Annotated in this window: 24 protein-coding genes; 13 read left to right on the top strand and 11 right to left on the bottom strand. The window is 63.3% G+C overall.

Annotated elements, in window-relative coordinates; all coding sequences use genetic code 11:
• Positions 1-25: 25 nt before the first annotated feature.
• From VQ044_RS11625 to VQ044_RS11615, 3 genes are all read right to left on the bottom strand, one after another.
• On the bottom strand, positions 26-1948 hold the full coding sequence (locus tag VQ044_RS11625; protein WP_331827671.1) for an OmpA family protein: 1923 nt from the start codon (positions 1946-1948) through the stop codon (positions 26-28).
• 178 nt (positions 1949-2126) lie between these two features.
• Complete coding sequence (locus tag VQ044_RS11620) at positions 2127-3317, bottom strand: FAD-dependent monooxygenase (RefSeq protein ID WP_327647380.1); 1191 nt, start codon at positions 3315-3317, stop codon at positions 2127-2129.
• 4 nt (positions 3318-3321) lie between these two features.
• Entirely contained in the window at positions 3322-3567 is a 246-nt protein-coding gene (locus tag VQ044_RS11615) for a zinc-finger domain-containing protein (RefSeq protein WP_327647382.1), read from the bottom strand.
• 154 nt (positions 3568-3721) lie between these two features.
• On the opposite strand from VQ044_RS11615, the gene VQ044_RS11610 reads away from it, so the two are divergent.
• The 4 genes from VQ044_RS11610 to VQ044_RS11595 all read left to right on the top strand — a co-directional run bounded on the left by VQ044_RS11610 (position 3722) and on the right by VQ044_RS11595 (position 5909).
• On the top strand, positions 3722-4480 hold the full coding sequence (locus tag VQ044_RS11610) for an alpha/beta fold hydrolase (protein WP_327647383.1): 759 nt from the start codon (positions 3722-3724) through the stop codon (positions 4478-4480).
• Between the two features lie 193 nt (positions 4481-4673).
• Positions 4674-5498: a serine O-acetyltransferase gene (gene cysE, locus VQ044_RS11605; protein WP_327647385.1), complete on the top strand. Its 825-nt coding sequence runs from the start codon at positions 4674-4676 to the stop codon at positions 5496-5498.
• Between the two features lie 71 nt (positions 5499-5569).
• Positions 5570-5779: a DUF3126 family protein gene (locus VQ044_RS11600; RefSeq protein ID WP_327624896.1), complete on the top strand. Its 210-nt coding sequence runs from the start codon at positions 5570-5572 to the stop codon at positions 5777-5779.
• Entirely contained in the window at positions 5769-5909 is a 141-nt protein-coding gene (locus tag VQ044_RS11595) for a DUF3126 family protein (RefSeq protein ID WP_442880619.1), read from the top strand. Before VQ044_RS11600 ends, VQ044_RS11595 begins: the two co-directional genes overlap by 11 nt.
• 292 nt (positions 5910-6201) lie before the next feature.
• On the opposite strand, the gene VQ044_RS11590 is transcribed toward VQ044_RS11595, so the two are convergent.
• The 3 genes from VQ044_RS11590 to VQ044_RS11580 all read right to left on the bottom strand — a co-directional run bounded on the left by VQ044_RS11590 (position 6202) and on the right by VQ044_RS11580 (position 9272).
• Positions 6202-6804, bottom strand: coding sequence for a transglutaminase-like cysteine peptidase (locus tag VQ044_RS11590; protein WP_327647387.1), 603 nt, complete (start codon positions 6802-6804; stop codon positions 6202-6204).
• Positions 6805-7210: 406 nt separating this feature from the next.
• Positions 7211-8257 (bottom strand): SMP-30/gluconolactonase/LRE family protein, encoded by a 1047-nt coding sequence (locus VQ044_RS11585; RefSeq protein WP_327647389.1) that lies wholly within the window; start codon positions 8255-8257, stop codon positions 7211-7213.
• Between the two features lie 409 nt (positions 8258-8666).
• Positions 8667-9272, bottom strand: coding sequence for a PilZ domain-containing protein (locus VQ044_RS11580; protein WP_327624893.1), 606 nt, complete (start codon positions 9270-9272; stop codon positions 8667-8669).
• Positions 9273-9665: 393 nt separating this feature from the next.
• Between VQ044_RS11580 and VQ044_RS11575 the strand changes: the two genes are divergently transcribed.
• A complete protein-coding gene (locus tag VQ044_RS11575; protein WP_327647391.1) occupies positions 9666-10418 on the top strand; it encodes a rhomboid family intramembrane serine protease in 753 nt (250 codons plus the stop codon).
• Between the two features lie 77 nt (positions 10419-10495).
• Positions 10496-10927 carry a CBS domain-containing protein gene (locus tag VQ044_RS11570; RefSeq protein ID WP_327624891.1) on the top strand — a complete coding sequence of 144 codons (432 nt, stop codon included), beginning with the start codon at positions 10496-10498 and terminating at the stop codon, positions 10925-10927.
• Between the two features lie 70 nt (positions 10928-10997).
• Here the strand turns inward: VQ044_RS11570 and VQ044_RS11565 are convergent, their stop codons facing one another.
• The 3 genes from VQ044_RS11565 to folE all read right to left on the bottom strand — a co-directional run bounded on the left by VQ044_RS11565 (position 10998) and on the right by folE (position 13130).
• A complete protein-coding gene (locus tag VQ044_RS11565) occupies positions 10998-11996 on the bottom strand; it encodes a patatin-like phospholipase family protein (RefSeq protein WP_327647393.1) in 999 nt (332 codons plus the stop codon).
• 67 nt (positions 11997-12063) lie between these two features.
• On the bottom strand, positions 12064-12498 hold the full coding sequence (gene hisI / locus VQ044_RS11560; RefSeq protein WP_327647394.1) for a phosphoribosyl-AMP cyclohydrolase: 435 nt from the start codon (positions 12496-12498) through the stop codon (positions 12064-12066).
• A gap of 8 nt (positions 12499-12506) precedes the next feature.
• Positions 12507-13130, bottom strand: a complete 624-nt coding sequence (gene folE, locus VQ044_RS11555; protein ID WP_327624888.1) for a GTP cyclohydrolase I FolE — start codon at positions 13128-13130, stop codon at positions 12507-12509.
• A gap of 249 nt (positions 13131-13379) precedes the next feature.
• Between folE and VQ044_RS11550 the strand changes: the two genes are divergently transcribed.
• Both VQ044_RS11550 and yidD read left to right on the top strand, forming a co-directional pair.
• Positions 13380-13826 carry an iron-sulfur cluster assembly scaffold protein gene (locus tag VQ044_RS11550; RefSeq protein ID WP_327624887.1) on the top strand — a complete coding sequence of 149 codons (447 nt, stop codon included), beginning with the start codon at positions 13380-13382 and terminating at the stop codon, positions 13824-13826.
• 48 nt (positions 13827-13874) lie between these two features.
• Positions 13875-14213, top strand: coding sequence for a membrane protein insertion efficiency factor YidD (gene yidD / locus VQ044_RS11545; RefSeq protein WP_327647395.1), 339 nt, complete (start codon positions 13875-13877; stop codon positions 14211-14213).
• 71 nt (positions 14214-14284) lie between these two features.
• Here the strand turns inward: yidD and VQ044_RS11540 are convergent, their stop codons facing one another.
• Positions 14285-14770, bottom strand: a complete 486-nt coding sequence (locus VQ044_RS11540) for a LysM peptidoglycan-binding domain-containing protein (RefSeq protein ID WP_327647396.1) — start codon at positions 14768-14770, stop codon at positions 14285-14287.
• Between the two features lie 155 nt (positions 14771-14925).
• On the opposite strand from VQ044_RS11540, the gene thrS reads away from it, so the two are divergent.
• Positions 14926-16890, top strand: coding sequence for a threonine--tRNA ligase (gene thrS, locus VQ044_RS11535; RefSeq protein ID WP_327647397.1), 1965 nt, complete (start codon positions 14926-14928; stop codon positions 16888-16890).
• Positions 16891-17005: 115 nt separating this feature from the next.
• Here the strand turns inward: thrS and VQ044_RS11530 are convergent, their stop codons facing one another.
• A complete protein-coding gene (locus tag VQ044_RS11530) occupies positions 17006-17761 on the bottom strand; it encodes a YiiX/YebB-like N1pC/P60 family cysteine hydrolase (RefSeq protein WP_327647399.1) in 756 nt (251 codons plus the stop codon).
• Between the two features lie 543 nt (positions 17762-18304).
• Between VQ044_RS11530 and VQ044_RS11525 the strand changes: the two genes are divergently transcribed.
• The 4 genes from VQ044_RS11525 (at position 18305) to VQ044_RS11510 (ending at position 22925) form a co-directional block, all read left to right on the top strand.
• Positions 18305-19504 carry an ABC transporter substrate-binding protein gene (locus VQ044_RS11525; RefSeq protein WP_327647401.1) on the top strand — a complete coding sequence of 400 codons (1200 nt, stop codon included), beginning with the start codon at positions 18305-18307 and terminating at the stop codon, positions 19502-19504.
• Between the two features lie 94 nt (positions 19505-19598).
• Positions 19599-21461: an ABC transporter permease gene (locus VQ044_RS11520; protein ID WP_327691105.1), complete on the top strand. Its 1863-nt coding sequence runs from the start codon at positions 19599-19601 to the stop codon at positions 21459-21461.
• Entirely contained in the window at positions 21458-22231 is a 774-nt protein-coding gene (locus VQ044_RS11515) for an ABC transporter ATP-binding protein (protein ID WP_327647405.1), read from the top strand. Before VQ044_RS11520 ends, VQ044_RS11515 begins: the two co-directional genes overlap by 4 nt.
• Entirely contained in the window at positions 22224-22925 is a 702-nt protein-coding gene (locus VQ044_RS11510) for an ABC transporter ATP-binding protein (RefSeq protein ID WP_327647407.1), read from the top strand. The genes VQ044_RS11515 and VQ044_RS11510 overlap by 8 nt, the downstream gene beginning before the upstream one ends.
• Positions 22926-22976: the final 51 nt, after the last annotated feature.

The following is a 22976-nucleotide window of genomic DNA, read 5'->3' as shown; positions in this document are numbered from 1 at the left end:
GTGTGCCGGATATGAATCCGTCTGACTAGCGCTTGGCGGTCGTTGCGACCGGTTTCACCAGCGCGGTGATGCGCCGGAGCGTGACACGCCGGTTCTCAGCGTTCGCCGCTTGCGTCTTGACCTTCAGGTTCTGCTCGCCATAGCCCTGCGTGATCAGGTTTTCCGGCGGTACGTCGAAGTACTGCGACAGCGCCGAGGCGACAGCCTCCGCCCGGCGATCGGACAGCGCCAGATTGGCGATTTCGCTGCCCACCGCGTCGGTATGCCCCTCGACCAGGAAGGTCTCGGCCGGATTCTCCTTGATGACCCGGACGATCGCGTCGGCCAGCGCCTGCAAATTGTCGACTTCGCTTTGTTCGATCGCGGCGGAGCCGAACGCAAATTTGATCGTATTGAGATCGATACGGCGCACCTTGTCGCGAATGCGCTCGGAGCGTCTGACCTCATCGATCGAGTAAATCCGCTCGACGGTCTCGACCGGCGGTGCGACGATCGTGCGATAGTACAGTTCCTCGTCCGGTTCCGTCACGTCGACGATGTATTGGTCTTCTGGAATTGTCAGAACGACCGGAGCGAGATCCGCCGCCGGATCATAGTAATAGTCCGGGCGTTCGGCACCGTCCTGGTAAGGATCGTAGAACAGAACGACCTCGCGTCCGTCCGGCAGAATCCGGGAGCGCTGGATCACGTCGCCATACCGGTTGGTGATCGTCACGACCTGGATGCCGTTCGGTCGGACCACCGTCTGGCGGGTCCGCCCACTGGAAAGACGCTCATAGTAGCGCTCCTCGGCGTCGACCGCGATACGGTCGTCGTCATTGCCGCGGATGAAGTAGGCGGCGGCGCCACCGACCAGCGCGCCAGCGACGCCGGCGCCCACGATCGACAGGATGTCCCGATCGCCGACACGCTCGACGACTTCGGCGCCGGGCGGAAGTTCCGGCTGCCCAACCACAGTCGTGTTGTTGACAGTCGTATTGTTCACGGTCGCGTTGTTGGTCGTGCTGTTGTCGTTGATGGTGGTCTGCGACGAGCCGTCCGCCGGTGCCGAAATCCGCTCTCCCTGCTCCGCAGTGATCGAGGGCACTTCGACAGGCTGGCTCAATTGCTGCACTTGTGCGTCGCTTGCGCTGATCTGGCCGGCGGGGACAGGGGCTTCCTGTATCTCGGCCGACACGGGCTTGGGATCTTCGACCGGAGCTGCCGCGGGCGCTGCGGCTGGCTCTGTCGCGGCGGGTGCTGGTTCGGCCGGAGCCTCGGCAGCGGGTGCGGGTTCAACCGGCGCGGGTTCAGCAGGTGCTGCCTCCGCAGGAGCCGCTTCGGCGGGCGTAGGCTCGGCGGGAGCCTCGGCAGCGGGTTCCTCGACCGGGGCTGGTTCAGCAGGGGCTTCCTCCGCAGGAGCCGCTTCGGCGGGCGTAGGCTCGGCGGGAGCCTCGGCAGCGGGTTCCTCGACCGGGGCTGGTTCAGCAGGGGCTTCCTCCGCAGGAGCCGCTTCGGCGGGCGTAGGCTCGGCGGGAGCCTCGGCAGCGGGTTCCTCGACCGGGGCTGGTTCAGCAGGGGCTTCCTCCGCAGGAGCCGCTTCGGCGGGCGTAGGCTCGGCGGGAGCCTCGGCAGCGGGTTCCTCGACCGGGGCTGGTTCAGCAGGGGCTTCCTCGACAGGAGCCGGTTCGGCGGGGGCTGGTTCGGCCGGGGCCTCGGCCGCGGGTGCCTCGGCGGGGGCTGGTTCAGCAGGGACCACCTCGGCAGGGACTGTCTCGCCGGCAGGCGCCGGTTCACAGGCTGCCGGATCGGGTGCCACGGCAGCCGGATCGCATGCGGTCGGGTCGGCCTGGGCGACGCGGAACGCGGCCGAGTCCTGCGCGTAGGCCGCAATCGGTCCGCTGATCGCGGTCGAAGCGGCAAGCGCGGCCACGCCAACCAGCCTGCCGGTTCTCTTGAAATTCGGCATATCTTTTACCTTTGTTGAAATAAGTCCCTTGCAGACCCGGATGACGCCTCGGCACTCCCATGCACCTTTAATCGGCATCCCGACCAGTTGTCGGCGTCCACTCCGATCGCCGCTAGCTAGGAAAGCGTCGAAGTTTGTCCAGACGCACGCACAACGCCTGAGATCGCTCGGGGTTTCGTTAAATCGTCTCGCTGTCTTCAGAATCGGCCGGGGGGCTCCAATCATAGAGCCAAGAGAGCTCGTCCCGAAGACTGTCCGGCGATCGCAATGAGAGTGCGGCGTCGCGCGCCAGATTGAGCGGCCAGGGCAGATGATAGACGCGCTGGTGGAAGGCGACGCGACGGCGGACTTTGGCGATGCGGGGCCTCCGCTCGGCTTCGTAGTGGGCCAACGCGGCGCTCCGGCTGGGTGCCCGCGCCAGGGCGTCGGCGAGCACCGCTGCATCCTCGATGGCCATGCCGGCGCCCTGCGCAGCATACGGTAGCATGGCATGAGCCGCGTCACCGATCAGAATGAGCCGATCGTCGAGATGGCGCCAGGGCCGGTCCGGCGGCACCACGTTCAAAGGCCAGCCGGTCATGTCGCCGGCCGCCGCGATCATCGATGTAAGTTGCCGATCCCATGAGCGGAAGCGGTAGGCAAGCCCCGCCGGATCGGCGAGCGTCGTTCGCTTCATTGGCTCGATGAGGACGAGGTTCGTCTCGCGCCCGCCGGAAATCGGATAAGCGACGGCGTGACGCCGGGGGCCGAGCCACGCCGTGATGCCAGGCGGCGGGCCGCCGCCGTTGTCGCGGCTCACGTAGCCGCGCCAGGCGATCGCGCCGCTGGGTGTGGCCGCCGCAAGCCCCAGCCGGCGCGCGATGGACGAGCGCACGCCATCGGCGCCGACCACCAGGCTGGCCTGAAGTCTGTGCCGACCCTCGCCGCTGATGAACCAGAGATCGAGGCCGCCACGCGCCGGGGTCAGCGCCTGGAGCGTAGCCCCAAGGTGAAGCGTGATCGCGGGGGAACGGTCGACGGCGCGCAGGAGAACTGCCTGCAGGTCGGCGCGGTGGATCGATACATAGGGCATGCCGTCGCTGGCGACGACCGGGACCGAGGCGATCGGCCGACCGGTGAACGCCCGGCGCAAGATTACCTCACGAGCGCGCGTGCCATGGACCAGCAAGTCCTTCATGAGTCCGAGCCGGCCGAGAACTCTCAACGCGTTCGGGGAAAGCTGGAGACCGGCGCCGACTTCCTGCATCTGCGGCGCGCGTTCGAAGATTTCTACCGCGAAACCACGATCCGCCAGCGCCAGCGCTGCTGTCAGTCCGCCGATTCCCGCTCCGATGATCGTGATCGGTCGCGCCCGGTCGGCCGCGGACACGGACCTAAGCGGCCTTTTCTCCGAAGCCGCAACCGGCCGGGCTGGTTTCCGTGGCTTTCAACGCCGTGTTCAGCCGATAGAGGGTCGAGCAGTAGCCGCAGACGATTTCGCTCTCGTCGCCCATGTCGAGATAGACATGGGGATGATCGTGCGGCGGATTGGCGCCGCAGCACATGAACTCCGTCACCCCGACCTCGATCGTGTCGTAGCCTGCGTCGTTCTGAAAATGGGGAATCACGTGTCCAGCCATCGCGGCTCACTCTCGGCTATGGTTCGCAACGTCGCGGACCATAGTGTCGGTGGAACGGAATGAACAGGGGTGGCGATGACGCCACTTGGTGCTTATCCAAACGTTTGCGGACTTCACGCCGCCAACGGGATACGAATGCGAGGCTGCGCCCATCATGGATCATTTCATCAGCGACGGGCTTGAACTCGCATTTCTCGATGCGGGCGATCGCGAAGCTCCAAGCGTCCTGCTCCTGCACGGCTTCGCGTCGTCGACGCGGGTCAACTGGGTGGATACCGGCTGGGTCAGGACGCTGACCGACGCTGGCTACCGGGCCGTCGCCTTCGATCATCGCGGTCATGGCCAAAGCGCCAAGCCGACGGATGAGGCGGCTTACACGCCCCAGAAAATGGCCGGCGACGCGGTGGCGCTGCTCGACCATCTGGAGGTTCGGGCTACCACGGTGTTCGGCTATTCCATGGGCGCGCGGGTCGCGGCCTTTGGGGCGCTCGCCGCATCCGAGCGCTTTGTGCGCGTCGTCTTCGGCGGCCTGGGTTTCGGCCTCGTCGACGGCGTCGGCGATTGGGACCCGATCGCCGCGGCGCTGCGAGCCCCTTCGCTGGAGGATGTCAAAGATCCGCGCGGCCGCATGTTCCGGGCTTTTGCCGATCGAACGAACAGCGACAGGGAGGCGCTGGCCGCCTGCATCTCGACGTCCCGAAAGGAACTGACGGAAGCGGAGGTCGGCCGGATCGCGCAACCGGTGTTGATCGGCGTCGGCACGACGGACGACATCGCCGGCTCACCGCATCGGTTGGCCGCACTGATGCCGAATGCGCGCGTGCTCGCTATCGAGGGCCGCGACCATATGCAGTCCGTCGGCGATCGTCGTTTCAAGGCCGAGGTGCTCCGATTTATGAGCGAAGACGCCTGACGCCCTATCGAGGCCGTTTTCGCCCATGTCCGGCGTCGCGGCTGGGGCGGACCAGAGGTGTCGCATACGCGCTCACGATCGCTTGGACAGGGCCTGCAGGCCCCCCGACTTTTCCTCGGGCGGCAACTCGCCTATCTGTACTCGAATGCGGGAACCATCGAGGTTTCCCCAAGCGCCGTCTCGGGAGAGCGTCATGAGCAAGAGCAGCCCGCAGGTCCAGGACAAGATCCAGGCCGTCGATCCGATCTGGGCAAAAGTGCGCACGGAAGCAATTGAGGTCGCGGAGCGCGAACCGGTTCTGTCCTGCTTCATCTACGCCACCATTCTCAACCAGCGAAGCCTTGAGGCGGCGCTGATCCACCGCGTGTCACAACGGCTGGATCATCCGGACGTGCCGGCGATCGTGATCGCGCAAGCTTACGCCGACATGCTGGAATCCGACGTGGAGTTCAGCGCGACGTTGCGAACCGACATCCAAGCGGTGTTCGACCGTGACCCGGCCTGCGAGCGCTACATCGAGCCGCTGCTCTACTTCAAAGGGTTTCACGCGATTCAGACGCATCGGCTCGCGCACTGGCTCTGGAACGAGGGCCGGCGCGATTTCGCCCTCTATCTTCAGGCGCGATCGTCCGCCGTGTTCCAGACGGACATTCATCCGGCGTCCCGGATGGGCAGAGGGATTTTTCTCGATCACGCCACCGGCCTCGTCATCGGCTTCACAGCGGTCGTCGGGGACAACGTCTCGATTCTCCAGAACGTCACCCTCGGCGGCACTGGCAAGGAGTTCGGCGATCGCCATCCGAAGATCGGCTACGGCGTCCTGATCGGGGCCGGTGCGAAGGTCCTCGGCAACATCACGATCGGCAAATGCTCGAAGATCGCGTCCGGCTCGGTCGTCCTCAAGCCTGTTCCACCGCACACGACCGTGGCCGGCGTTCCGGCGCGGGTGATCGGCAAGACCGACGATTGCGACGAGCCGGGCCGGGCCATGGATCAGAGCTTCGACCGCACAGATTGATTGCGTCGGCGCATTGAATTTGCGAGCGGAGGCCTAGCTACAGCCGTTCGAAGTTGGTCCAGGAGAACGATGTGAAGCCCGACGAAATACGCAAGCTCGAAGCCTATCTGAGACAAAGTTTCAAAGGAGCCGACCTCCAGGTTCGTGCGCTTGCGCGCAGTGCCGATTCGGCTGAGGTCTATCTCAACAGTGAATTCGTCGGGTTGCTCGCGAAGGATACGGAGGAGGGTGAACTGTCGTATCACTTCACCATGACGATCCTCGACATCGATCTGGAATAGGACGACGGCGCCCANTTCGGCTGAGGTCTATCTCAACAGTGAATTCGTCGGGTTGCTCGCGAAGGATACGGAGGAGGGTGAACTGTCGTATCACTTCACCATGACGATCCTCGACATCGATCTGGAATAGGACGACGGCGCCCAGCTAGGCCGGTCGGCTCGTCCCTCACTGGCGGGGGGCGCGGCGTATTGGTGATCGTGGATAGAGGAGCCGGCCCTTCCAGAAGGGCCGGCTCCGTGACCGTTCAGGCATGGACGGGGAAAGCCTGAGCAGCCTAGCTGAACCTCGCCTGGCGGCGGCGAGGTGGGGTGCGTGACGGGATTTCGGCGGGCAGGGCGCGCCGGGATTTGGATACCGACAAACCGGCTGGAACAGCTTCCGGCGCGAAGCCCATTGTTCCAGGACAGCGCGGACGCCGATTTCAGCGGACGCTGCCGACCAGAATGTTGCGATCGTCGGCGATGGCGAGCCATTTGCCGGCATCGCGTTCCGACTGACGCTTCAAATATTCGTAATCCGTATCGCTCCAAGCAAGAACGCGATCGTCGAGATTATCGAGAACGTAATCGCCTTGATCGGTGCGGACCGTCAAAACCGCATGGCCTTCGCCGTTTGACTGACGCAGGACGGTGATCAGCAGTGCTGAGGCGGGGACTCCCTCGCGCTGGAGCATGTATTGCTTCAGCAGCACGTAGTCCTCGCAGTCACCTTGAACCGTCGGATACGACCAGACTTCCGGGACGCCATACATGTCCTGGTCCGTGCGCGGGAAAATGGAAGAATTGACGGCGTTGTTGACCTCGACGAGCTTGGTCCACATCGCCCGGGTCAGGCTTACCACGCCGACCGAGGCGTTCGGCTGACAGGTGCCCGGATAGCGCTTGCAGAATTCATAATGCCCGATCGGCTGCGACGTGATCCCCGTGGTGATCATGGCCGAGGATTGGGCGGAGGCCGACGTAGCGGAAAATACCACCGTCAGAAATCCGAGACCGACCACCATCTTGCTGAAGAATTTTGACATTTTCTTTCTCCTCGTTCGTTCAGGGAGAATGTCACATCCGTTTTACTTCTACACAAAATGTAGTAGTGTAAATTATATCAAATTTTATCGGATTCCTATCGATTCTATACTTTAGGTAACATAAAACTTTTCAAGAGAATTTTCGTCCGACCAGTGGGATTTCGTCAACCATAAACGATGTGTCGGCCGACCGAGGCGCTGGCCAGATCCGCATAGATTGACGCAGGTCGGGAAGGAGGGGCAGGGCAGCCGCGCCATAGTCAGCCTGCGCCCGAGACGCCGGATCGACTGGCGCCGAGGGCCCAGCCAGGCCAGCTTGTGGCGGCGCGCGTCGGAGCGCGCCCTGGCACCTGCGGCATCAGTTCAATCTCGTGATTGCCGACGGCCCAGGGCTGGTCGAGCGACCTCAGGCGATATGGGCGCCTTGGGCGGCCGTGTAGATCGTGTAGATCGATTGGCTCGCCGTCATGAACAGCCGGTTGCGCTGTTCCCCGACAAAGGTGAGGTTGGCGCAGCCTTCCGGCGTTTTGATCTGGCCGATCTTGGTGCCATCGGGTGCATATACCTGCACGCCGTCCTGCCCTTCTCCGGCAAAGCCTGTCGCCGCCCAGACATTGCCATCGACATCTGCGCGCAGACCGTCGTGGAACCCGCTTTCCAGCGTCGCGAACTCGCGCCGGTTCGTCAGCTTGCGACCGTTCTCCTCGACGTCCCAGGCAATGATGCGGGCCGGTTCCGGATGGTGGGTGGCGGCCGAATCCGCGACGTAGAGGATGCGGTAGTCCGGCGAAAAGCAGAGTCCATTCGGCTTGAAAATCTCGTCCGTCAGCTTGGTCAGCACGCCGCTGGTCGCATCGATGTGATAGATGCTGGTCGGCAGTTCCAGTTCGCGGACATTGCCTTCGTAATACCAATGGCTGCCATAGCCCGGATCGGTGAAGATGATGCCGCCGTCATCCGGGTGGACCACCGCGTCGTTCGGGGCGTTCAGCGGTTTGCCCTCGAAGGTTTCGGCCAGCACGGTCGGCGAACCTTCCCGCCCATAGCGCACGACCCGGGCGGTCGAGTGCTCACAGCTGATCTGCCGTCCCTCGAAGTCGAAGGTGTTGCCGTTGGAAAAGTTGGAGACGTGGCGCAGCGGCGTCACCGTCTCGGTTACCGCGTCCCAGCGCATTTGCCGGTTGTTGGGGATGTCGCTGAACACGGCGTAGCGGCCGACGCCGTTCCAGGCGGGTCCCTCGGCCCAAAGAGCGCCGGTCCACTGCCTCTGCAACGGCGTGTTGCCGATCATGTACTGGGAAAAGCGCGGGTCGAGAACGACCCAGGCGTCATCGGGATAACGAGACGGCTGCGGAGGCAGCGACATCTCTTGCGTCTCCGCGAGTCCAGGCATCGCCAGCACGGCGCCCAGCGCGGCGCTGCCGGATAGAAATGCACGTCGGTCCATGTTCATGTCGTCCTCCCCCCCCGGCCGATCCTGAGAACGCGCCGGATTGCGTTGCTCATCATTCTCCAACTGGGCATGTGCGGCAGGAAGCTTAACGCTGTTAACGACGGTTTGCCATCTCGGCGCCTTTACGGCGCCGGGCTTGCACCGAGCGGTGAATGCATCGGATCAGAGAGTGTATCCGGCATCGAGAATTCCGATGCACAATGAAAGCGTTAGAACGCCGTAGGTGCATGTCGATGCATGGGGGCATATGACCTTCGTTGCCACTGGGGCAAGAATGGTCCGCTCGCAAGAGGGGCGCAGCCCTATCGTGGTGGCGAGGAACTTACATTTCGGGCAGTCGGACATGGCGATATCGCCTGGGCGACGCATTCTTCAGCACCAAGGGTTCCGGACAGATACCGTCAGGCTGTCAGAGCATGCTGCGTTCGATCGTTTCGCGCGACTGCATCGCGGCGAATTCGATCGCGAATCCCTCTTCGAGGTGGCGGACGACCCGTCCTTTCGTCGTGCCCAGCGTAATCCGCGAGCCAATGGCGGGCCGAACGCTGCTCGTCACGGCGGCGCCGGACAGTGACAAGTCGATGATCCGGGTCTGGTAGCGACGGCCGTCTTCGAGGACCACGTCCACGAACGGGTTTTGCGGCTCGACCCGCTCATGGCGGCGATCTTCCGGTAGATCGAGTTCATGACGGTTGGCGAACCAGGTCAACTGGGCGGCCAGCTTCTCGCGCTTGCGTTCGCTGCTGTTGAGCATGAGCACAAAGCCGCCGTCAAAAACGCGAACCACCGTGCCCTCCAATCGACCGATATGATCGATGTAGACGATGATCCGCTCGTCCTTGGACGGGTGCACGGCGGTGGTGATCGCGACGTCCCCAGGGGACATGTTCTCGGCGCGGCAAGGATATTCGGTTCGGTCTTCCCGCATGAAGCGGCCGAGGAGATTGACGTCGACACGATTGAAGCGACGCCGCTCATCCGATCCCGTCTGCCGTGCTTGAGCCTGAGCCTGCATAATCTCTCAACCGTCGTTTCGCCACGGTCGCGCACAACCGCGCTTACCGGGACTTTTTACAGCCCGAAGCTTAACGATCGGTGCAGGAATCGTCATGCTGCGATGCGGTGATGCCGTATTAACTCTCGCTTGCAAATCTGTTTGTCGAATTGCGCTGGAAGGCTTACAAATGATGCAGGACGGATTTCGATCCGGTCTGGCAGCACCCACCTGCGCTTCCCTGGTTTTCCAGTTCAGATTCACGCAGACCTTTGGCCGCCCCATGTTATGGGGCGGTTTTTTCTATTGGTGTCAGTTTACGTCCAGCGCCCCATGTTCGGCGGGCCGATGCGTCACCCTCACGGTCGTCGGCTAGCAGTGGACGAGGACCGAAACGACGATGGAGCACGAAGCGTGACCCCGCACCATTCCGGCCAATCGGACGATGAGACCCTCGATCGAAGACCGCATCCTCCGGCCTTCAACGTTCCGGCAATCATTCTGATCCTCATCGCGGTTCTTGCGACCGTCCATGCGATCAGGGTTTTCGTCCTGGGTCCCGTCGCCGCGTCCGATGTGCTGCTCGACTTCGCGTTCATTCCCGGATGCTACGGCGATCTTGACGAAATCTGCGGGTTGCGTTCCGCCGGCGCCGATATCTGGTCGCCACTCTCCTATGCGTTTCTGCATGGGGATTGGACGCATCTGGGCGTCAACGCGGTGTGGCTGCTGGCTTTCGGGACACCGGTCGCGCGGCGGCTCGGGACCGTTCGTTTCGTTGCCTTCTCGGGGGTTGGCGCGCTCGCGGGCGTGGCTGCTTTCGCGATCTTGAACCCGACCCTTGTCGCTCCAGTCATCGGCGCTTCGGGAATTGTATCGGCGTTGATGGGAGGAGCCTGCCGTTTTGCCTTCGGGGGGCGGGGGCGGACGCGGTTCAACCCGGCGCGGGCCGACATGCCGGTCGTGCCGATCACCGATGCGTTGGCCAACCGAACCGTCCTTGTTTTCATCGGGGTCTTTTTCGCGACCAACCTGCTGATCGGCAGTGGAGTGGGCGGTGCGCTCGGCGGTGGCGCGATCGCCTGGGAAGCCCATCTGGGCGGATTTGCGTTCGGGTTCCTGGCATTTCGCCTGTTCGATCCCCTTTCGCGCGTCCGCTTGCCCTGACACGCGCGCCTTGCCCCTTGCGGTTCGCGCGACTCTGGCTCACCTTTCCAAACGATCACGAAGGGGAGGCTGAAGACATGTCCGTGCGCCAGATACTGGAAGAGAAGGGGCGGGAGGTCGTGACACTCCGTCCAGAGGCGACACTGGAAGAGGCTGTCCAAGTACTCGCGGGCAAGAAGATTGGTGCCATCGTCCTCGTCGACGCTCAGGGAGCGGTCGCCGGCATCGTATCGGAGCGCGATATCGTTCGCCTTATCGGAACGTCTGGCGTCGCCAGCATTTCTCAGAGCGTGCGCGACGTCATGACGATGGCGGTGACCACATGTACGGAATCGACCTCGATCAACGAGGCGATGGAATTGATGACCCACGGCCGCTTCCGCCACTTGCCCGTCTGCGAGGAGGATAAGCTGGTCGGGATCATTTCGATCGGCGACGTCGTCAAACGCCGCATCGAGGAAGTGGAACGCGAGGCCAACGAGATGCGCGAATATATCGCCGCCGGCTGAACGAAAGCGAAAATGGGCGGTGGGGCAATGCGTCGGCCTCGCGCCAGCCCGGACACAAACCCGTCGTCGCCTACCGTCCGCCCGCTTCGAGGGCGACGTCGGTCATTCGTTCGATCTCGCCGATCCGGCTCTTCGTCGCTTCGTATCCGAGCGCGATGGCCTCCTCGGCCCGGAAGAACTCCGAAAGGCCGATGTCGCGCACGCGCGGTTGCAGCGAAAGGTCGGGAGGATCACCGGCAAGGCGAGCGCGGGAGATACGGTCCTGGATGATGTTGAACGCATCGACCATGGAGCGCGCGATGCTGAGTTTCTCTCTCCGGGGAGAGGCGCCTTCCAACCTTGGCGTTACGATATCGGTCAGCCCCAGTCCCTGCGGCGATGCGCTTCCGTCATCCGCAACATCATCCGCGACGGCCCGCATGCGAACGATCGCCGCGCGTCCGAACAGGTCGTAGTGCAGGTTCACGGCGACGACGAATTTTTCCTCGTTGACGCGGCACACATTCACCGGAACCGGGTTGACGAGGGCGCCGTCGAGTAGTCGCCGGTTGCCGCAGGAGACGGGCTCGAAAACACCGGGAAGAGCATAGGACGCCCGCATCGCCAGGATCAGGGAGCCGGAATCGATCCACACCTCGTGACCATTTTGCGCCTCGGTGGCGACGCAGACGAGGCGACGGTCCAAATCCTCGATCTGGATCCCTTCCAGCGATTCCGACAGGCGACGGCTGAGCCGCATCCCGCCAATCAGTCCACCCGCGCCGAAGCGCAGATCGAGAAACCGCATCATTCCTCGTCGCGTCAGCGACAGGGCAAACGTTTCCAGATCGTCGAGTTTTCCAGCCAGGTAGCAGCCGCCCACGAGGGCACCGATCGACGTGCCGGCGATCATGGAGATGCGAATGCCGGATTCGTCGAGCGCTCTGAGGACGCCGATATGCGCCCATCCGCGGGCCGCTCCGCCGCCGAGGGCCAGCGCGATGCCTGGGGAGCGCCGCGTCGCGGTCTCTCGAGGTGCGTAGCTGGCTAGGGGAGGTTCCGCCCCCCAACCGAAGACCCTATCAAGCATCTTGCGTCGCCCCCGATTGTTCTCCGTTTATCTAATGTGAGGCTACGGCAAAGGTCTGATCATCCGATTAAGAGGCGACGGGACCATCTCCCGTCTCGCGAACCGCAAGGCTCTGCCCATCGTCCGCGACGACACGATAGAAACAGGTCGAGCGGCTGGTGTGGCAAGTGTCGTTCGGCTTGGCGACCGCGACTTTCAGCCAGACGGCGTCCTGGTCGCAGTCGACGCGGACTTCGCGAACGCTCTGTAGGGCGCCGGACGTTTCGCCCTTTTTCCAGAGCGTGTTGCGCGAACGCGACCAATAATGCGCCAATCCTGTCGACAAGGTCGCCTCAAGCGCCCGTTCGTTCATATGGGCGACCATCAAGAGCTCGCCGGAGGCGTGATCGGTGACGACGGCGGTGACGAGGCCGGCCGCGTCGAATCGCGGCCGAAGCCGGGTTCCTTCCTCTTGTTCACTCGCGTCGGCTGATGGACGATCAAACACCTGCTTGTCCGACATCGCCATTCTCACACCCGGTGGCCGGTCAGCGAGAAGAACCGCCCCTTCAACTCGCCATCGTCGGCAAAGACGCCCTGGAACGACGTTGTCACGGTCAGCGAGCCCTTGGACCGGATACCGCGCATCGACATGCACATATGTTCGGCTTCGATCATCACCGCGATGCCCTTGGGCCGAAGCATACTGACGATAGCCGTGGCGATCTGCGCGGTCATCGATTCCTGCGTCTGCAGGCGGCGACCATAGATATCGACGACGCGCGCGATCTTCGACAGGCCGAGAACGCGACCGTCCGGGACATAGGCGACATGCGCCTTGCCGATGATCGGCACCATGTGGTGCTCACAGTGCGAATGAAAGTCCACGTCGCGAACCAGAACCATGTCGTCGTAGCCGGAAATTTCCTCGAAGGTGCGGCCGAGAACGTCGCCGGCTTCCTGTCGGTAGCCTCCGAACAGCTCCTCATAGGATTTCACGACGCGGGCCGGGGTTTCGCGCAGGCCCTCACGGGTCGGATCTTCGCCGACCCAGCGCAACAACGTCTCCACCGCCGCCTCCGCTTCCGCTCGGCTCGGCCGCTCGGTGTGCCTCTCGTCGGCAACGTCGGGAAATTTCTTGACGACAGCGTCCATCTTGCTTCGCTCCGTGCCAGTCGGAATTCGTGCGGCAATCCATAGGGAATGTTGGTCTGGAGCCTGCGCCGGAGCGTCATTACGGCTCGAAATCGATATCCTGTCCACACCTACCCCACTTCCGGCGCCACCGGGTCATGACAATGCGACCGAGGACGGCGACTTTCGAACCGGTGCCCGAGCAACTATATAGTTTCGGAAAAAGCGAAATGACAGGGCAAACGGCCGAAGCCGACGGATGGTGTTGCAGTGATCGACGACGTGTACAATTCCCGCATTCTCGAGTTGGCCGGCAACATTCCCCGGATCGGGCGTCTCGACAGCGCGGATGCGAGCGCGACCGCGCACTCCAAGCTTTGCGGCTCGACGGTGACGGTCGATCTGAAGCTCGCCGACGGGGTCGTGTCGGATTTCGCCCATGAGGTGAAGGCCTGCGCGCTCGGACAGGCCTCGTCGTCGGTGATGGCCAGCCATATCGTCGGCGCTACACCTGACGAATTGCGTGCGGTCCGTGAGACGATGCGCCGGATGCTGAAGGAGAACGGAGCACCGCCGTCGGGCCGCTTCGAGGATCTGAAATATCTGGAGCCCGTCCGCGACTACAAGGCCCGGCATGCCTCCACCATGCTGACCTTCGACGCGGTGGTCGACGCGCTCGATCAGATCGCCCGCAAGGACGAGAGCGCGGCGGCATGACTGCTACGCCGGGCTTCGGTTCCACAAGCGCGTCGAACTGGTCTGGTGATGTGCAAGTCTGACCAAAAACCCGATCACGCGGCGCCCAAGGGTTTGCGCGACCGCGCTCGACCCTTGAGCCGCAATTACGACGGGCCCTGGCAACGGACGCCGGGCCGCCTGGTCGGAATGGCGCTCGTCCGTTTCTACCAGATCGTCTTTTCGCCGTTCGTGGGTGGCCATTGCCGGCACATCCCGACCTGCTCGGAATACGCCTATGAGGCGGTGGCCCGGCACGGGCTGATACGAGGCGGGTTCCTGAGCGCGCTGCGGGTTGCCCGCTGCGGCCCGTTCGGGACCGCGGGCCTCGACCCGGTGCCTACGGATAGGACGGAAAAAACGAAATAGACCTCATCGTCGCCAGGTGGGACCCCAGCATTCAACCCGATCGACGCAGAGGGCGGCGCGTTCCAACCGGTTCAGAAGTCCCGCGGGATTCTTAGCAACTGTCCCGGAAAGATCAGGTTCGGATCGGCGACAAACTGTTGATTGGCCGCTTGGATGACCGGGTATTTCGAGGCATCCTCGTAGTACCGGTTCGCCAGGGCCGAGAGCGTCTCGCCGCTGATCACCATGTGCTCCCAATACCCGACATATCCCGGAAGGATCTTCGGACCGTAGAGAACCGGCACGGTCACGGTCGGCGGGTTGGGGCCGCCAGCGCTGTCGTCGGTGACGGTGACGAAGAGCCGGCTCAGCGTGAAGGCGGCATCGGACGGGATGTCGACGGCGGCCTGGAACTGCCTGATGGATAGCGAACCCGCGGTGGCAGCGGCTGTCACCTCGTCATGTCCGTCGCTGACCCTGATCGTCAGATGGCTTTCAAACCCGACCGCGTTGCCCGCGATGAGGATGCGGCTTCCCACAAGATCGAAGGCCTTCGGCTGCAGAATTTCGATGTTCATGACTGCGGCTCCCTTGCATAGGCACGCGCCCGTCAAATATATCGGCCGCGACCATCGCGTGCAAATCACGATCAAGCACTGCGATTTCGCGCCGGATCACCGGCAAATCGAACCACCCGCGTTCGTTGGCGGGACTGGATGAGAGAGTACGCACCATGGCTGAGGCCGTTTCCCTGATCTTTCCCGATGGCTCCGCGCGCGAATTCGACGCCGCGACGCGCGGTATCGACGTTGCCGTCGGCATTTCCAAATCGCTTGCCAAGAAAGCCGTCGCCTATGCGCTCGACGGTGAAGTGCGCGATCTGGCCGATCCGCTCGGGCGCGGCGGTGCGCTCGAGATCGTCACCCGCGACGACCCGCGCGCGCTCGAACTCATTCGGCACGACGCCGCCCACGTCATGGCCGAAGCGGTTCAGGAGTTGTGGCCGGACACCCAGGTGACGATCGGCCCGGTGATCGAGAACGGCTTCTATTACGATTTCGCCCGCGATACGCCCTTCACCACCGACGACCTGACGACCATCGAGAAGAAGATGGCCGAGATTATTCGCCGCAACGCGCGCTTCACCAAGGAAGTCTGGCCGCGTGACAAGGCGCGTCAGGTGTTCGCCGACAAGGGGGAGGCCTACAAGGTCGAACTGCTGGACGCGATCCCCGAGGACCAGGACGTCAAGATATACAGCCAGGGCGACTGGTTCGATCTCTGCCGCGGGCCGCACATGGCTTCGACCGGCCAGGTCGGCGACGCCTTCAAGCTGATGAAGGTCGCGGGCGCCTATTGGCGCGGGGACTCGAACAATCCGATGCTGACCCGCATCTACGGCACGGCCTGGGCCAATCAGGAGCAGCTGAAAGCCTATCTCCACATGCTGGAGGAGGCGGAAAAGCGCGACCACCGCCGGCTCGGCCGGGAGATGGACCTGTTTCATTTCCAGGAGGAGGGACCGGGGGTCGTCTTCTGGCACGCGCATGGCTGGCGGATGTTCCAGAACCTCGTCCGCTACATGCGCCGCCGCCTCGAAGGCACCTATGACGAGGTCAACGCGCCGCAGATCCTCGACAAGGCGCTGTGGGAAACCTCAGGCCATTGGGGCTGGTACAAGGAGAATATGTTCGTCACGGAAACCGAGGACGAACGCGTCTTCGCGATCAAGCCGATGAATTGCCCCGGTCATGTGCAAATCTTCAAGCACGGTCTGAAAAGCTACCGCGATCTGCCCATTCGCTATGCGGAATTCGGTAACGTCCACCGCTATGAGCCGTCCGGGGCGCTGCATGGTCTCATGCGCGTGCGCGGTTTCACCCAGGACGACGCCCACGTCTTCTGCACCGAGGATCAGCTCGAGTCGGAATGCCTGCGGATCAACGATCTGATCCTGTCGACCTATGCCGATTTCGGCTTCGACGAGATCACGGTGAAACTGTCGACCCGGCCCGAAAAGCGCGTTGGATCGGACGCCAACTGGGACCACGCCGAAAAGATCATGGCCGATGTGCTCGAGCAGATCGCGGCGCAGTCGGGCGGCAAGATCAAGACCGCGATCAATCCGGGCGAGGGGGCGTTTTACGGGCCGAAATTTGAATATGTCCTGCGCGATGCCATCGGGCGCGACTGGCAATGCGGCACCACCCAGGTCGACTTCACCCTGCCGGAACGTTTCGGCGCGTTCTATATCGACAAGGATTCCAACAAGAAGACCCCGGTCATGATTCACCGGGCGATCTGCGGCTCGATGGAGCGCTTCCTCGGAATCCTGCTCGAGAACTATGCCGGGCATCTGCCGCTGTGGTTTGCTCCGCTGCAGGTGGTGGTGGCGACGATTACGTCGGACGCCGACGACCACGCTGAGGAAGTCGCGGCCGAATTGAAGCGAGCAGGCCTCAAGGTCGAAGCCGACCTCAGAAACGAGAAGATCAACTACAAGGTCCGCGAGCACTCGGTCGCCAAGGTCCCGGTGATTCTCGTCTGCGGCAAACGCGAGGCCGAGGAGCGGACGGTCAATCTGCGCCGGATCGGCTCGCGCGATCAGACGTCGATGAGCCTCGCGGACGCGGTCGCATCGCTCAGCAAAGAAGCGGTTCCGCCGGACCTTCGCCGGAAGGCGGACGACGCGGCCTGATAACTGTGTTAGCCCGGAGTTCTTCTCGCTGTGGAGCTTCGGGCGTTACGGTTTGCCGATCCTCTGCCGGGGATTATCGGACCGCCGGCCGAAGGTTCGGGGCCGCATAATCCGCTCACGGACACGCAGTTTCGGCGCCATCGCGCGCCGAACTCCATTCGACATCATGGAAGTCGAAGTCGGGACGCAGCGGCGGCTTAACGATCTCGAAGAACGGCGAGAGATCGAAATCGCGCGGCACGAACAGCGAGTGGTGCCGGATGTGCATGATCTCGGCCTCGTTCCCCCAACGGCTCCGTCTGGGGTCATGGGTCTCGATGCGTGGCAGGATCGGGTAGCCGACATGCTGAAATGCCTGGGCGATCAGCGTCGAGCAGATCGCCCGCGTCGGGTCGCCCGAACCCAGCGATATCATCCGGCGGCGAAACCGGCGGGGGACGGGCAGGGGAACCAGATAGCGGATCAGATCGAAGATATTCTGGAGGTCGTAGCCGTTGCCCACGCGCTCTGCCGCGAATCGGGTGATGCGCGCCTGGTCACGGGGGTTGAGGCCGCTCGGCCGGCATATCCGGATGTGAACATCCTTGTATTTCTCGATCGCCGCGATGATGACGCCTTGTTCGAGGTCGGCTTCGATGATTGCGTGTCGAAGATCGCGATGCTGTCCGACGTAGAGGGCGGAGTGCGACCAGGTCGACTGGGTCAGGTATTTGATGGGTGAGGAAATGCGCGTGTTGCCCTCGATCAGAATGACGTCGCAGGGGCGCAATGCATGGAGCAAGGCATCGAACGGGAACGGCGTGGCCCCGGCACAGTCTGTGACGGGCTCCTGAAGGAATGCCGCGATCAGACGTCCAATTCGGTCCAACATTCTTGCGCCCTTGTCGGACGACCGTCCGAACAGTTTCATTCTGACCACGCTAGCGCGAAATCAGGAAATGCCGGAATCGGTTTTCGGCTCGCGTTCCGTGCTCTGACTGGAATCGATCCGACGGCGCGTGTGTGCCGTCATGAAAGTCTTCGCCGAAATCGCGAGCATTGTTACTCCCCAAACAAGCGCACCGGCGCAGTCGGGCAGCCGACGACCGGTCCCGGACGAACAATCCGACGCCGCCAGCGGCGTCGCGATACGGCCGTGCATGCCAGGTCTCCGACCACAGGCATCGACGCGCTATTCCGTATTGGCGCTTCGGACGATAAGGAAAAGCCGGAAGCGGTGAGGAAGGGAGCGCCGGCAGGAGCGTTGCCTGATCCCGATTGCGATCGACCAGGCGCCGATGGTCTATCGCGGACGGATCGACCAAGTGCCAGCGAGGGAAAGCGCGGGGGCGGATGGCCCCGCATCGGTCTTCGCCGACCATGATTGTGTCGTTATGGGTGCGCGTTTCGTGCTCGAAGCCATCAGGAGAGACTCATGAGAATAATCCGCAAACTGGCAGTCGCCGCCGCACTGTTGACTGCCATCTCGGGGGGCGCGGTCGCCCAGGAGTCGATCAAGATCGGTGATATCAACCACTACAAGCGGATGGCGGCTTTCGCCGAGCCCTACCGGAAGGGCATCGAACTGGCGCTGAAGGAGATCAACGAGGCAGGGGGGGTTCTCGGCAAACCGCTGGAATTCATCTTCCGCGACGATCAGGGCAAGCCGGGCGAGGCGGTGAAGATCGCCGAGGAATTGATGACCCGCGAGGACGCGGTGATGCTGACCGGGACGATTCTGTCGAATGTCGGTCTCGCCATTTCCTCGCTCGCGGCCGAGAAGGGCTATGTGTATCTGGCCGCCGAACCGCTGGCGGACGCGCTGGTCTGGAGCTCGGGCAATCCCTACACGTTCCGCCTGCGGACCTCGACCTTCGTCCAGGCCGCCATGCTGGCCGAACAGGCCGCCAAGACCGACGCGGTCCGCTATGCCACGATCGCGCCGAACTATGCCTACGGCACCGATGCGGTCGAGGCGTTCAAGACCAACCTCAAGCGGCTGAAGCCGGAGGTCGAATTCGTCACCGAACAGTGGCCGGCGCTGTTCAAGATCGACGCCGGCGCCGAGGTTCAGGCGTTGGAGGCCGCCAAGCCCGACGCGATCTACAACGTCACCTTCGGGTCCGATCTCGCCAAGTTTGTCCGCGAGGGCGGCACGCGAGGTCTGTTCGAGGGCCGCAAGGTCTACGGGCTGTTGACCGGCGAGCCGGAATATCTGGAGCCGCTGGGCGATGAAGCGCCGGTCGGTTGGGTCGTGACCGGATATCCCTGGTACGCGATCAGCGAAGGACCGGGCAAGGCATTCGTGGATGCCTACAAGACTGAAACCGGCGAGAGCCCGAAGAACGGTAGCCTCGTCGGCTACATGACTGTCCAGAGCGTTGCCGCGTTGATCGAAAAGGCAGGCTCCACCGAGACCGCTGCCCTGCTTGAAGCGTTCAAAGGGCTGGCGGTCGAAACGCCCGACGGCGAAATCACCTATCGCGACATCGACAATCAGTCGACGATGGGCGCCTTTATCGGCACCACCGCGGTCGAGGACGGCAAAGGGCTGATGGTCGATTGGACCTATGTCGATCCGACGCCCTACATGCCGAGCGACGAAGAGATCAAAGCCATGCGCCCGGCTGACTGATATCCGGCCTTGTCGCCGGCGGAGGTTTCGGGCGCGTCTCGGGGCCCCGCCGGCATTTTGATCCGCCCGCATCACTTGCGACAGAACGGACGCCATGGGACCTTTTGTGGCACAGCTCCTCACCGGGCTTGCAAACGCGGCGGCGCTGTTCCTGGTCGCCTCCGGCTTATCGCTCATCTTCGGCGTGACGCGCATCGTCAATTTCGCCCACGGCTCGTTCTACATGCTGGGGGCCTATATCGGCCTTTCGCTGATGGATTTCCTTCCGGGGCATTTCGGCTTCTGGGGGTCGATCGTCCTGGCCGGAATAGCCGTCGGCCTCGTCGGCGTGGTCGTCGAAATCCTGGTGCTTCGTCCGATCTACCGGGCGCCAGAGCTGTTTCAACTGGTCGCCACCTTCGGAGTGATCCTGGTCATTCAGGATCTGGTCCTGATCATCTGGGGGCCAGAGGACCGCCTGGGGCCGCGTGCGCCGGGGCTGAAATCGGTGGTGCGCATCATGGGCGAGCCGGTGCCGCAATATGACCTGGCACTGATCGCGATCACACCCTTCGTGCTGTTCGGCCTGTGGTGGCTGATCAACCGGACACGCGTCGGCATCCTCATGCGGGCGGCGACGCAGGATCGCGAGATGGTCGGCGCGCTCGGCGTCAACCAAGCCTGGCTGTTCACCGGCGTCTTCTTTCTCGGCTCGGCGCTCGCCGGGCTGGGTGGAGCGATCCAGCTGCCCAAGGGCGGCGCCGACCTTTTGATGGATTTCAATATCCTCGCCGCCATCTTCGTGGTGGTGGTGATCGGTGGCATGGGATCGCTGCCGGGGGCATTTCTCGCCGCCGTACTCATTTCGGTCCTGAACGTCTTCGGCGTCCTGTACCTGCCGCAAAGCACGCTGGTGCTGATGTTCGTCGTCATGGCGGTGGTGCTGATGGTGCGCCCCTATGGTCTCCTGGGACGCGAGGAGGTGGCTGGCGAGCAAGGGCAAGCGGGCGAACCGGAACAACCGATGCGCCCCGCCGGACCGCGGGGCCGGCTGTTCGTCGCGGTGCTTCTCGTGGCTCTCCTGCTCCTTCCCGTGTTTGGATCGAACTTCACCAAGGTGCTGGTGACCGATATCCTCATCGTCTGCCTGTTCGCCGCATCGCTGCAATTCATCCTCAGCTGGGGCGGGCTGGTCAGCTTCGGTCACGCGGTGTTCTTCGGCGGCGGCGCCTACGCGGCGGCGCTCGTGGTCGTCTACGCCGACGCGCCGATGGAAATCGCCTTTGTGATGGCGCCGCTGGGGGCCGGGCTGCTGGCGATCGTCATCGGGTGGTTCTGCATCCGCCTCAGCGGGGTCTATTTCGCCATGCTGACGCTGGCCTTCAGCCAGCTCGTGTGGTCGCTGGTCTTTCAGTGGGGCGCGGTCACCGGTGGTGACGACGGGCTGGTCAACATCTGGCCGGCCGCGTGGCTCTCCGACACCACGGCCTATTACTATTTCACGCTTCTGTTCGGCGTCGGCGGGATCATCTTCCTCCGTCATATGACCCATTCGCCCTTCGGCTACGCGTTGCGCGCCTGCCGCGACAGCGCGCGCCAGGCCGCGGCGACGGGTATCAACGTCAAGACGGTGCAGTGGGTCGCCTTCGCGATTGCCGGCGCACTGGCGGGCCTTGCCGGCGGCCTGTTCGTCTTCTCCAAGGGGTCGATCTTTCCGAACGAATTGGAGATCGCCAAGAGCTTCGACGCCTTGATCGTCGTCTTCCTCGGTGGGGTCAAAACCCTTTCCGGCGGCGTCGTCGGCGCCGCCTCGCTGGAAGCGGTGAAGGACTGGCTGACCCGGCTCGAATATTGGCGGCTGATCCTCGGCCTTTTGATCATCGCCGTGGTGATCGTGGCGCCCGACGGCATCGTCGGATCGCTGCGGAAGCTGGGCGAGCGCCTCGGTTTGACCCGTGACAGGCAGGGCGTTTCGTGAGCCCGGTCCTAAAAGTCGAGCATCTGGCCAAATCCTTTGACGGCGTCGACGCCGTCAAGGGTGTCAGCTTCAACGTGATGCCGGGTGAACTGAAGGCGCTGATCGGACCGAACGGCGCCGGTAAATCCACCTGCTTCAACATGCTGATGGGCCAGCTGAAGCCCAGCGGCGGCAAGGTGTTTCTGCACGGCAAGCCGATCACCGGCCTGCCGCCCCGGCGGATCTGGCGCATGGGGGTCGGGCGGACTTTCCAGATCACCGGCACATATCAGAGCATGACGGTTGCCGAGAACGTGCAGATGGCACTGATCAGCCATCATCGGCGGCTGTTCGCGGTGGTTCCCTACGCCTACCGCCTCTACCGCGACGAAGCGCTCGCGCTGCTTGAGCTTGTCGGGATGGCCGACCAGGCCGATCGTGCCTGCTCGATCCTCGCCTATGGCGACCTGAAGCGCTTGGAACTGGCCATCGCGCTCAGCCACCGGCCGGGCCTCCTGTTGATGGACGAGCCGACCGCTGGGATGGCTCCACGGGAGCGGGTGGCGCTGATGCAGCTGACCGCCGATATCGTTGAGGAGCGCGGCATCAGCGTGCTGTTCACCGAGCACGACATGGACGTCGTCTTCACCCATGCCCACCACATCATGGTGCTCAACAGAGGCGAACTGATCGCCGAGGGCACCGCGGCCGAAATCCGCGCCGACGAGCGGGTTCAGCAAGTCTATCTGGGGGGCGGAACACTGTTTTCGCGGGATGGTCGCGATGCTTGAGATTAGCGCGATCAACAGCTTCTACGGCAGGGCGCATATTCTGCACGATCTCAGTCTTTCGGTGAACGCCGGCGAGGTCGTGGCCTTGCTTGGCCGCAACGGGGCCGGCAAGACGACGACGATGAAATCCGTCATGCAGCTTGTCCGCGCCCGCTCCGGCCGGGTGCGGCTGGAGGGCGAGGACATCACCGGGTGGCCGGCGTACAAGGTCGCCCGCCACGGGGTCGGCTATGTGCCGGAGGAGCGGCGGATCTTCACCGATCTCACAATCCTGGAAAACCTCGAAGTCGGCCGGCAATCGGCTCGCTACGCGGCCCCGAAATGGACTGTCGAGATGCTGTTCCAGCTTTTTCCCAACCTTGGCGAGCGCCGCAACAACCGTGGCAAGACCCTGTCGGGCGGCGAACGGCAAATGTTGAGCATCGCGCGCACCTTGATGGGAAATCCGCGCCTGCTGCTGCTCGACGAGCCATCCGAGGGCCTCGCGCCGCTGATCATGGAGCAGATGGCCGAGACCATCCTACGCTTCAAGGCGGAGGGCCTGACGGTGCTGCTCTCGGAGCAGAACCTGCATTTCGCCCGGATCGTCGCCGACCGCGCGCTGATTATCGAAAGCGGCGAGAAGAAATTCGACGGCTCGTTCGCCGAGCTCGAACACCACCCCGAAATCCGCGATGCGCACCTTTCGGTCTAGAACGCCGGCGACGTCGTCGAATCGATCGGGTCGGCACTGTCGGCGCGCGCA

The organism is Aurantimonas sp. C2-5-R2, assembly GCF_036549495.1.
Lineage (GTDB): Bacteria > Pseudomonadota > Alphaproteobacteria > Rhizobiales > Rhizobiaceae > Aurantimonas > Aurantimonas coralicida_A.
The sequence above is the reverse complement of the archived record's forward strand: the minus strand, read 5'-3'. Positions and strand labels throughout refer to the sequence as shown.

What these genes read in the sequence shown, in the direction of transcription:
- VQ044_RS11530 (WP_327647399.1), bottom strand. Translation starts at nt 17,761, where the DNA reads ATGTTGGACCGAATTGGACGTCTGATCGCGGCATTCCTTCAGGAGCCC.
- VQ044_RS11585 (WP_327647389.1), bottom strand. Translation starts at nt 8,257, where the DNA reads ATGAACATGGACCGACGTGCATTTCTATCCGGCAGCGCCGCGCTGGGC.
- hisI (WP_327647394.1), bottom strand. Translation starts at nt 12,498, where the DNA reads ATGTCGGACAAGCAGGTGTTTGATCGTCCATCAGCCGACGCGAGTGAA.
- yidD (WP_327647395.1), top strand. Translation starts at nt 13,875, where the DNA reads ATGTGCAAGTCTGACCAAAAACCCGATCACGCGGCGCCCAAGGGTTTG.
- folE (WP_327624888.1), bottom strand. Translation starts at nt 13,130, where the DNA reads ATGGACGCTGTCGTCAAGAAATTTCCCGACGTTGCCGACGAGAGGCAC.
- cysE (WP_327647385.1), top strand. Translation starts at nt 4,674, where the DNA reads ATGAGCAAGAGCAGCCCGCAGGTCCAGGACAAGATCCAGGCCGTCGAT.
- VQ044_RS11525 (WP_327647401.1), top strand. Translation starts at nt 18,305, where the DNA reads ATGAGAATAATCCGCAAACTGGCAGTCGCCGCCGCACTGTTGACTGCC.
- thrS (WP_327647397.1), top strand. Translation starts at nt 14,926, where the DNA reads ATGGCTGAGGCCGTTTCCCTGATCTTTCCCGATGGCTCCGCGCGCGAA.
- VQ044_RS11510 (WP_327647407.1), top strand. Translation starts at nt 22,224, where the DNA reads ATGCTTGAGATTAGCGCGATCAACAGCTTCTACGGCAGGGCGCATATT.
- VQ044_RS11570 (WP_327624891.1), top strand. Translation starts at nt 10,496, where the DNA reads ATGTCCGTGCGCCAGATACTGGAAGAGAAGGGGCGGGAGGTCGTGACA.
- VQ044_RS11520 (WP_327691105.1), top strand. Translation starts at nt 19,599, where the DNA reads ATGGGACCTTTTGTGGCACAGCTCCTCACCGGGCTTGCAAACGCGGCG.
- VQ044_RS11565 (WP_327647393.1), bottom strand. Translation starts at nt 11,996, where the DNA reads ATGCTTGATAGGGTCTTCGGTTGGGGGGCGGAACCTCCCCTAGCCAGC.
- VQ044_RS11580 (WP_327624893.1), bottom strand. Translation starts at nt 9,272, where the DNA reads ATGCAGGCTCAGGCTCAAGCACGGCAGACGGGATCGGATGAGCGGCGT.
- VQ044_RS11540 (WP_327647396.1), bottom strand. Translation starts at nt 14,770, where the DNA reads ATGAACATCGAAATTCTGCAGCCGAAGGCCTTCGATCTTGTGGGAAGC.
- VQ044_RS11590 (WP_327647387.1), bottom strand. Translation starts at nt 6,804, where the DNA reads ATGTCAAAATTCTTCAGCAAGATGGTGGTCGGTCTCGGATTTCTGACG.
- VQ044_RS11610 (WP_327647383.1), top strand. Translation starts at nt 3,722, where the DNA reads ATGGATCATTTCATCAGCGACGGGCTTGAACTCGCATTTCTCGATGCG.
- VQ044_RS11615 (WP_327647382.1), bottom strand. Translation starts at nt 3,567, where the DNA reads ATGGCTGGACACGTGATTCCCCATTTTCAGAACGACGCAGGCTACGAC.
- VQ044_RS11625 (WP_331827671.1), bottom strand. Translation starts at nt 1,948, where the DNA reads ATGCCGAATTTCAAGAGAACCGGCAGGCTGGTTGGCGTGGCCGCGCTT.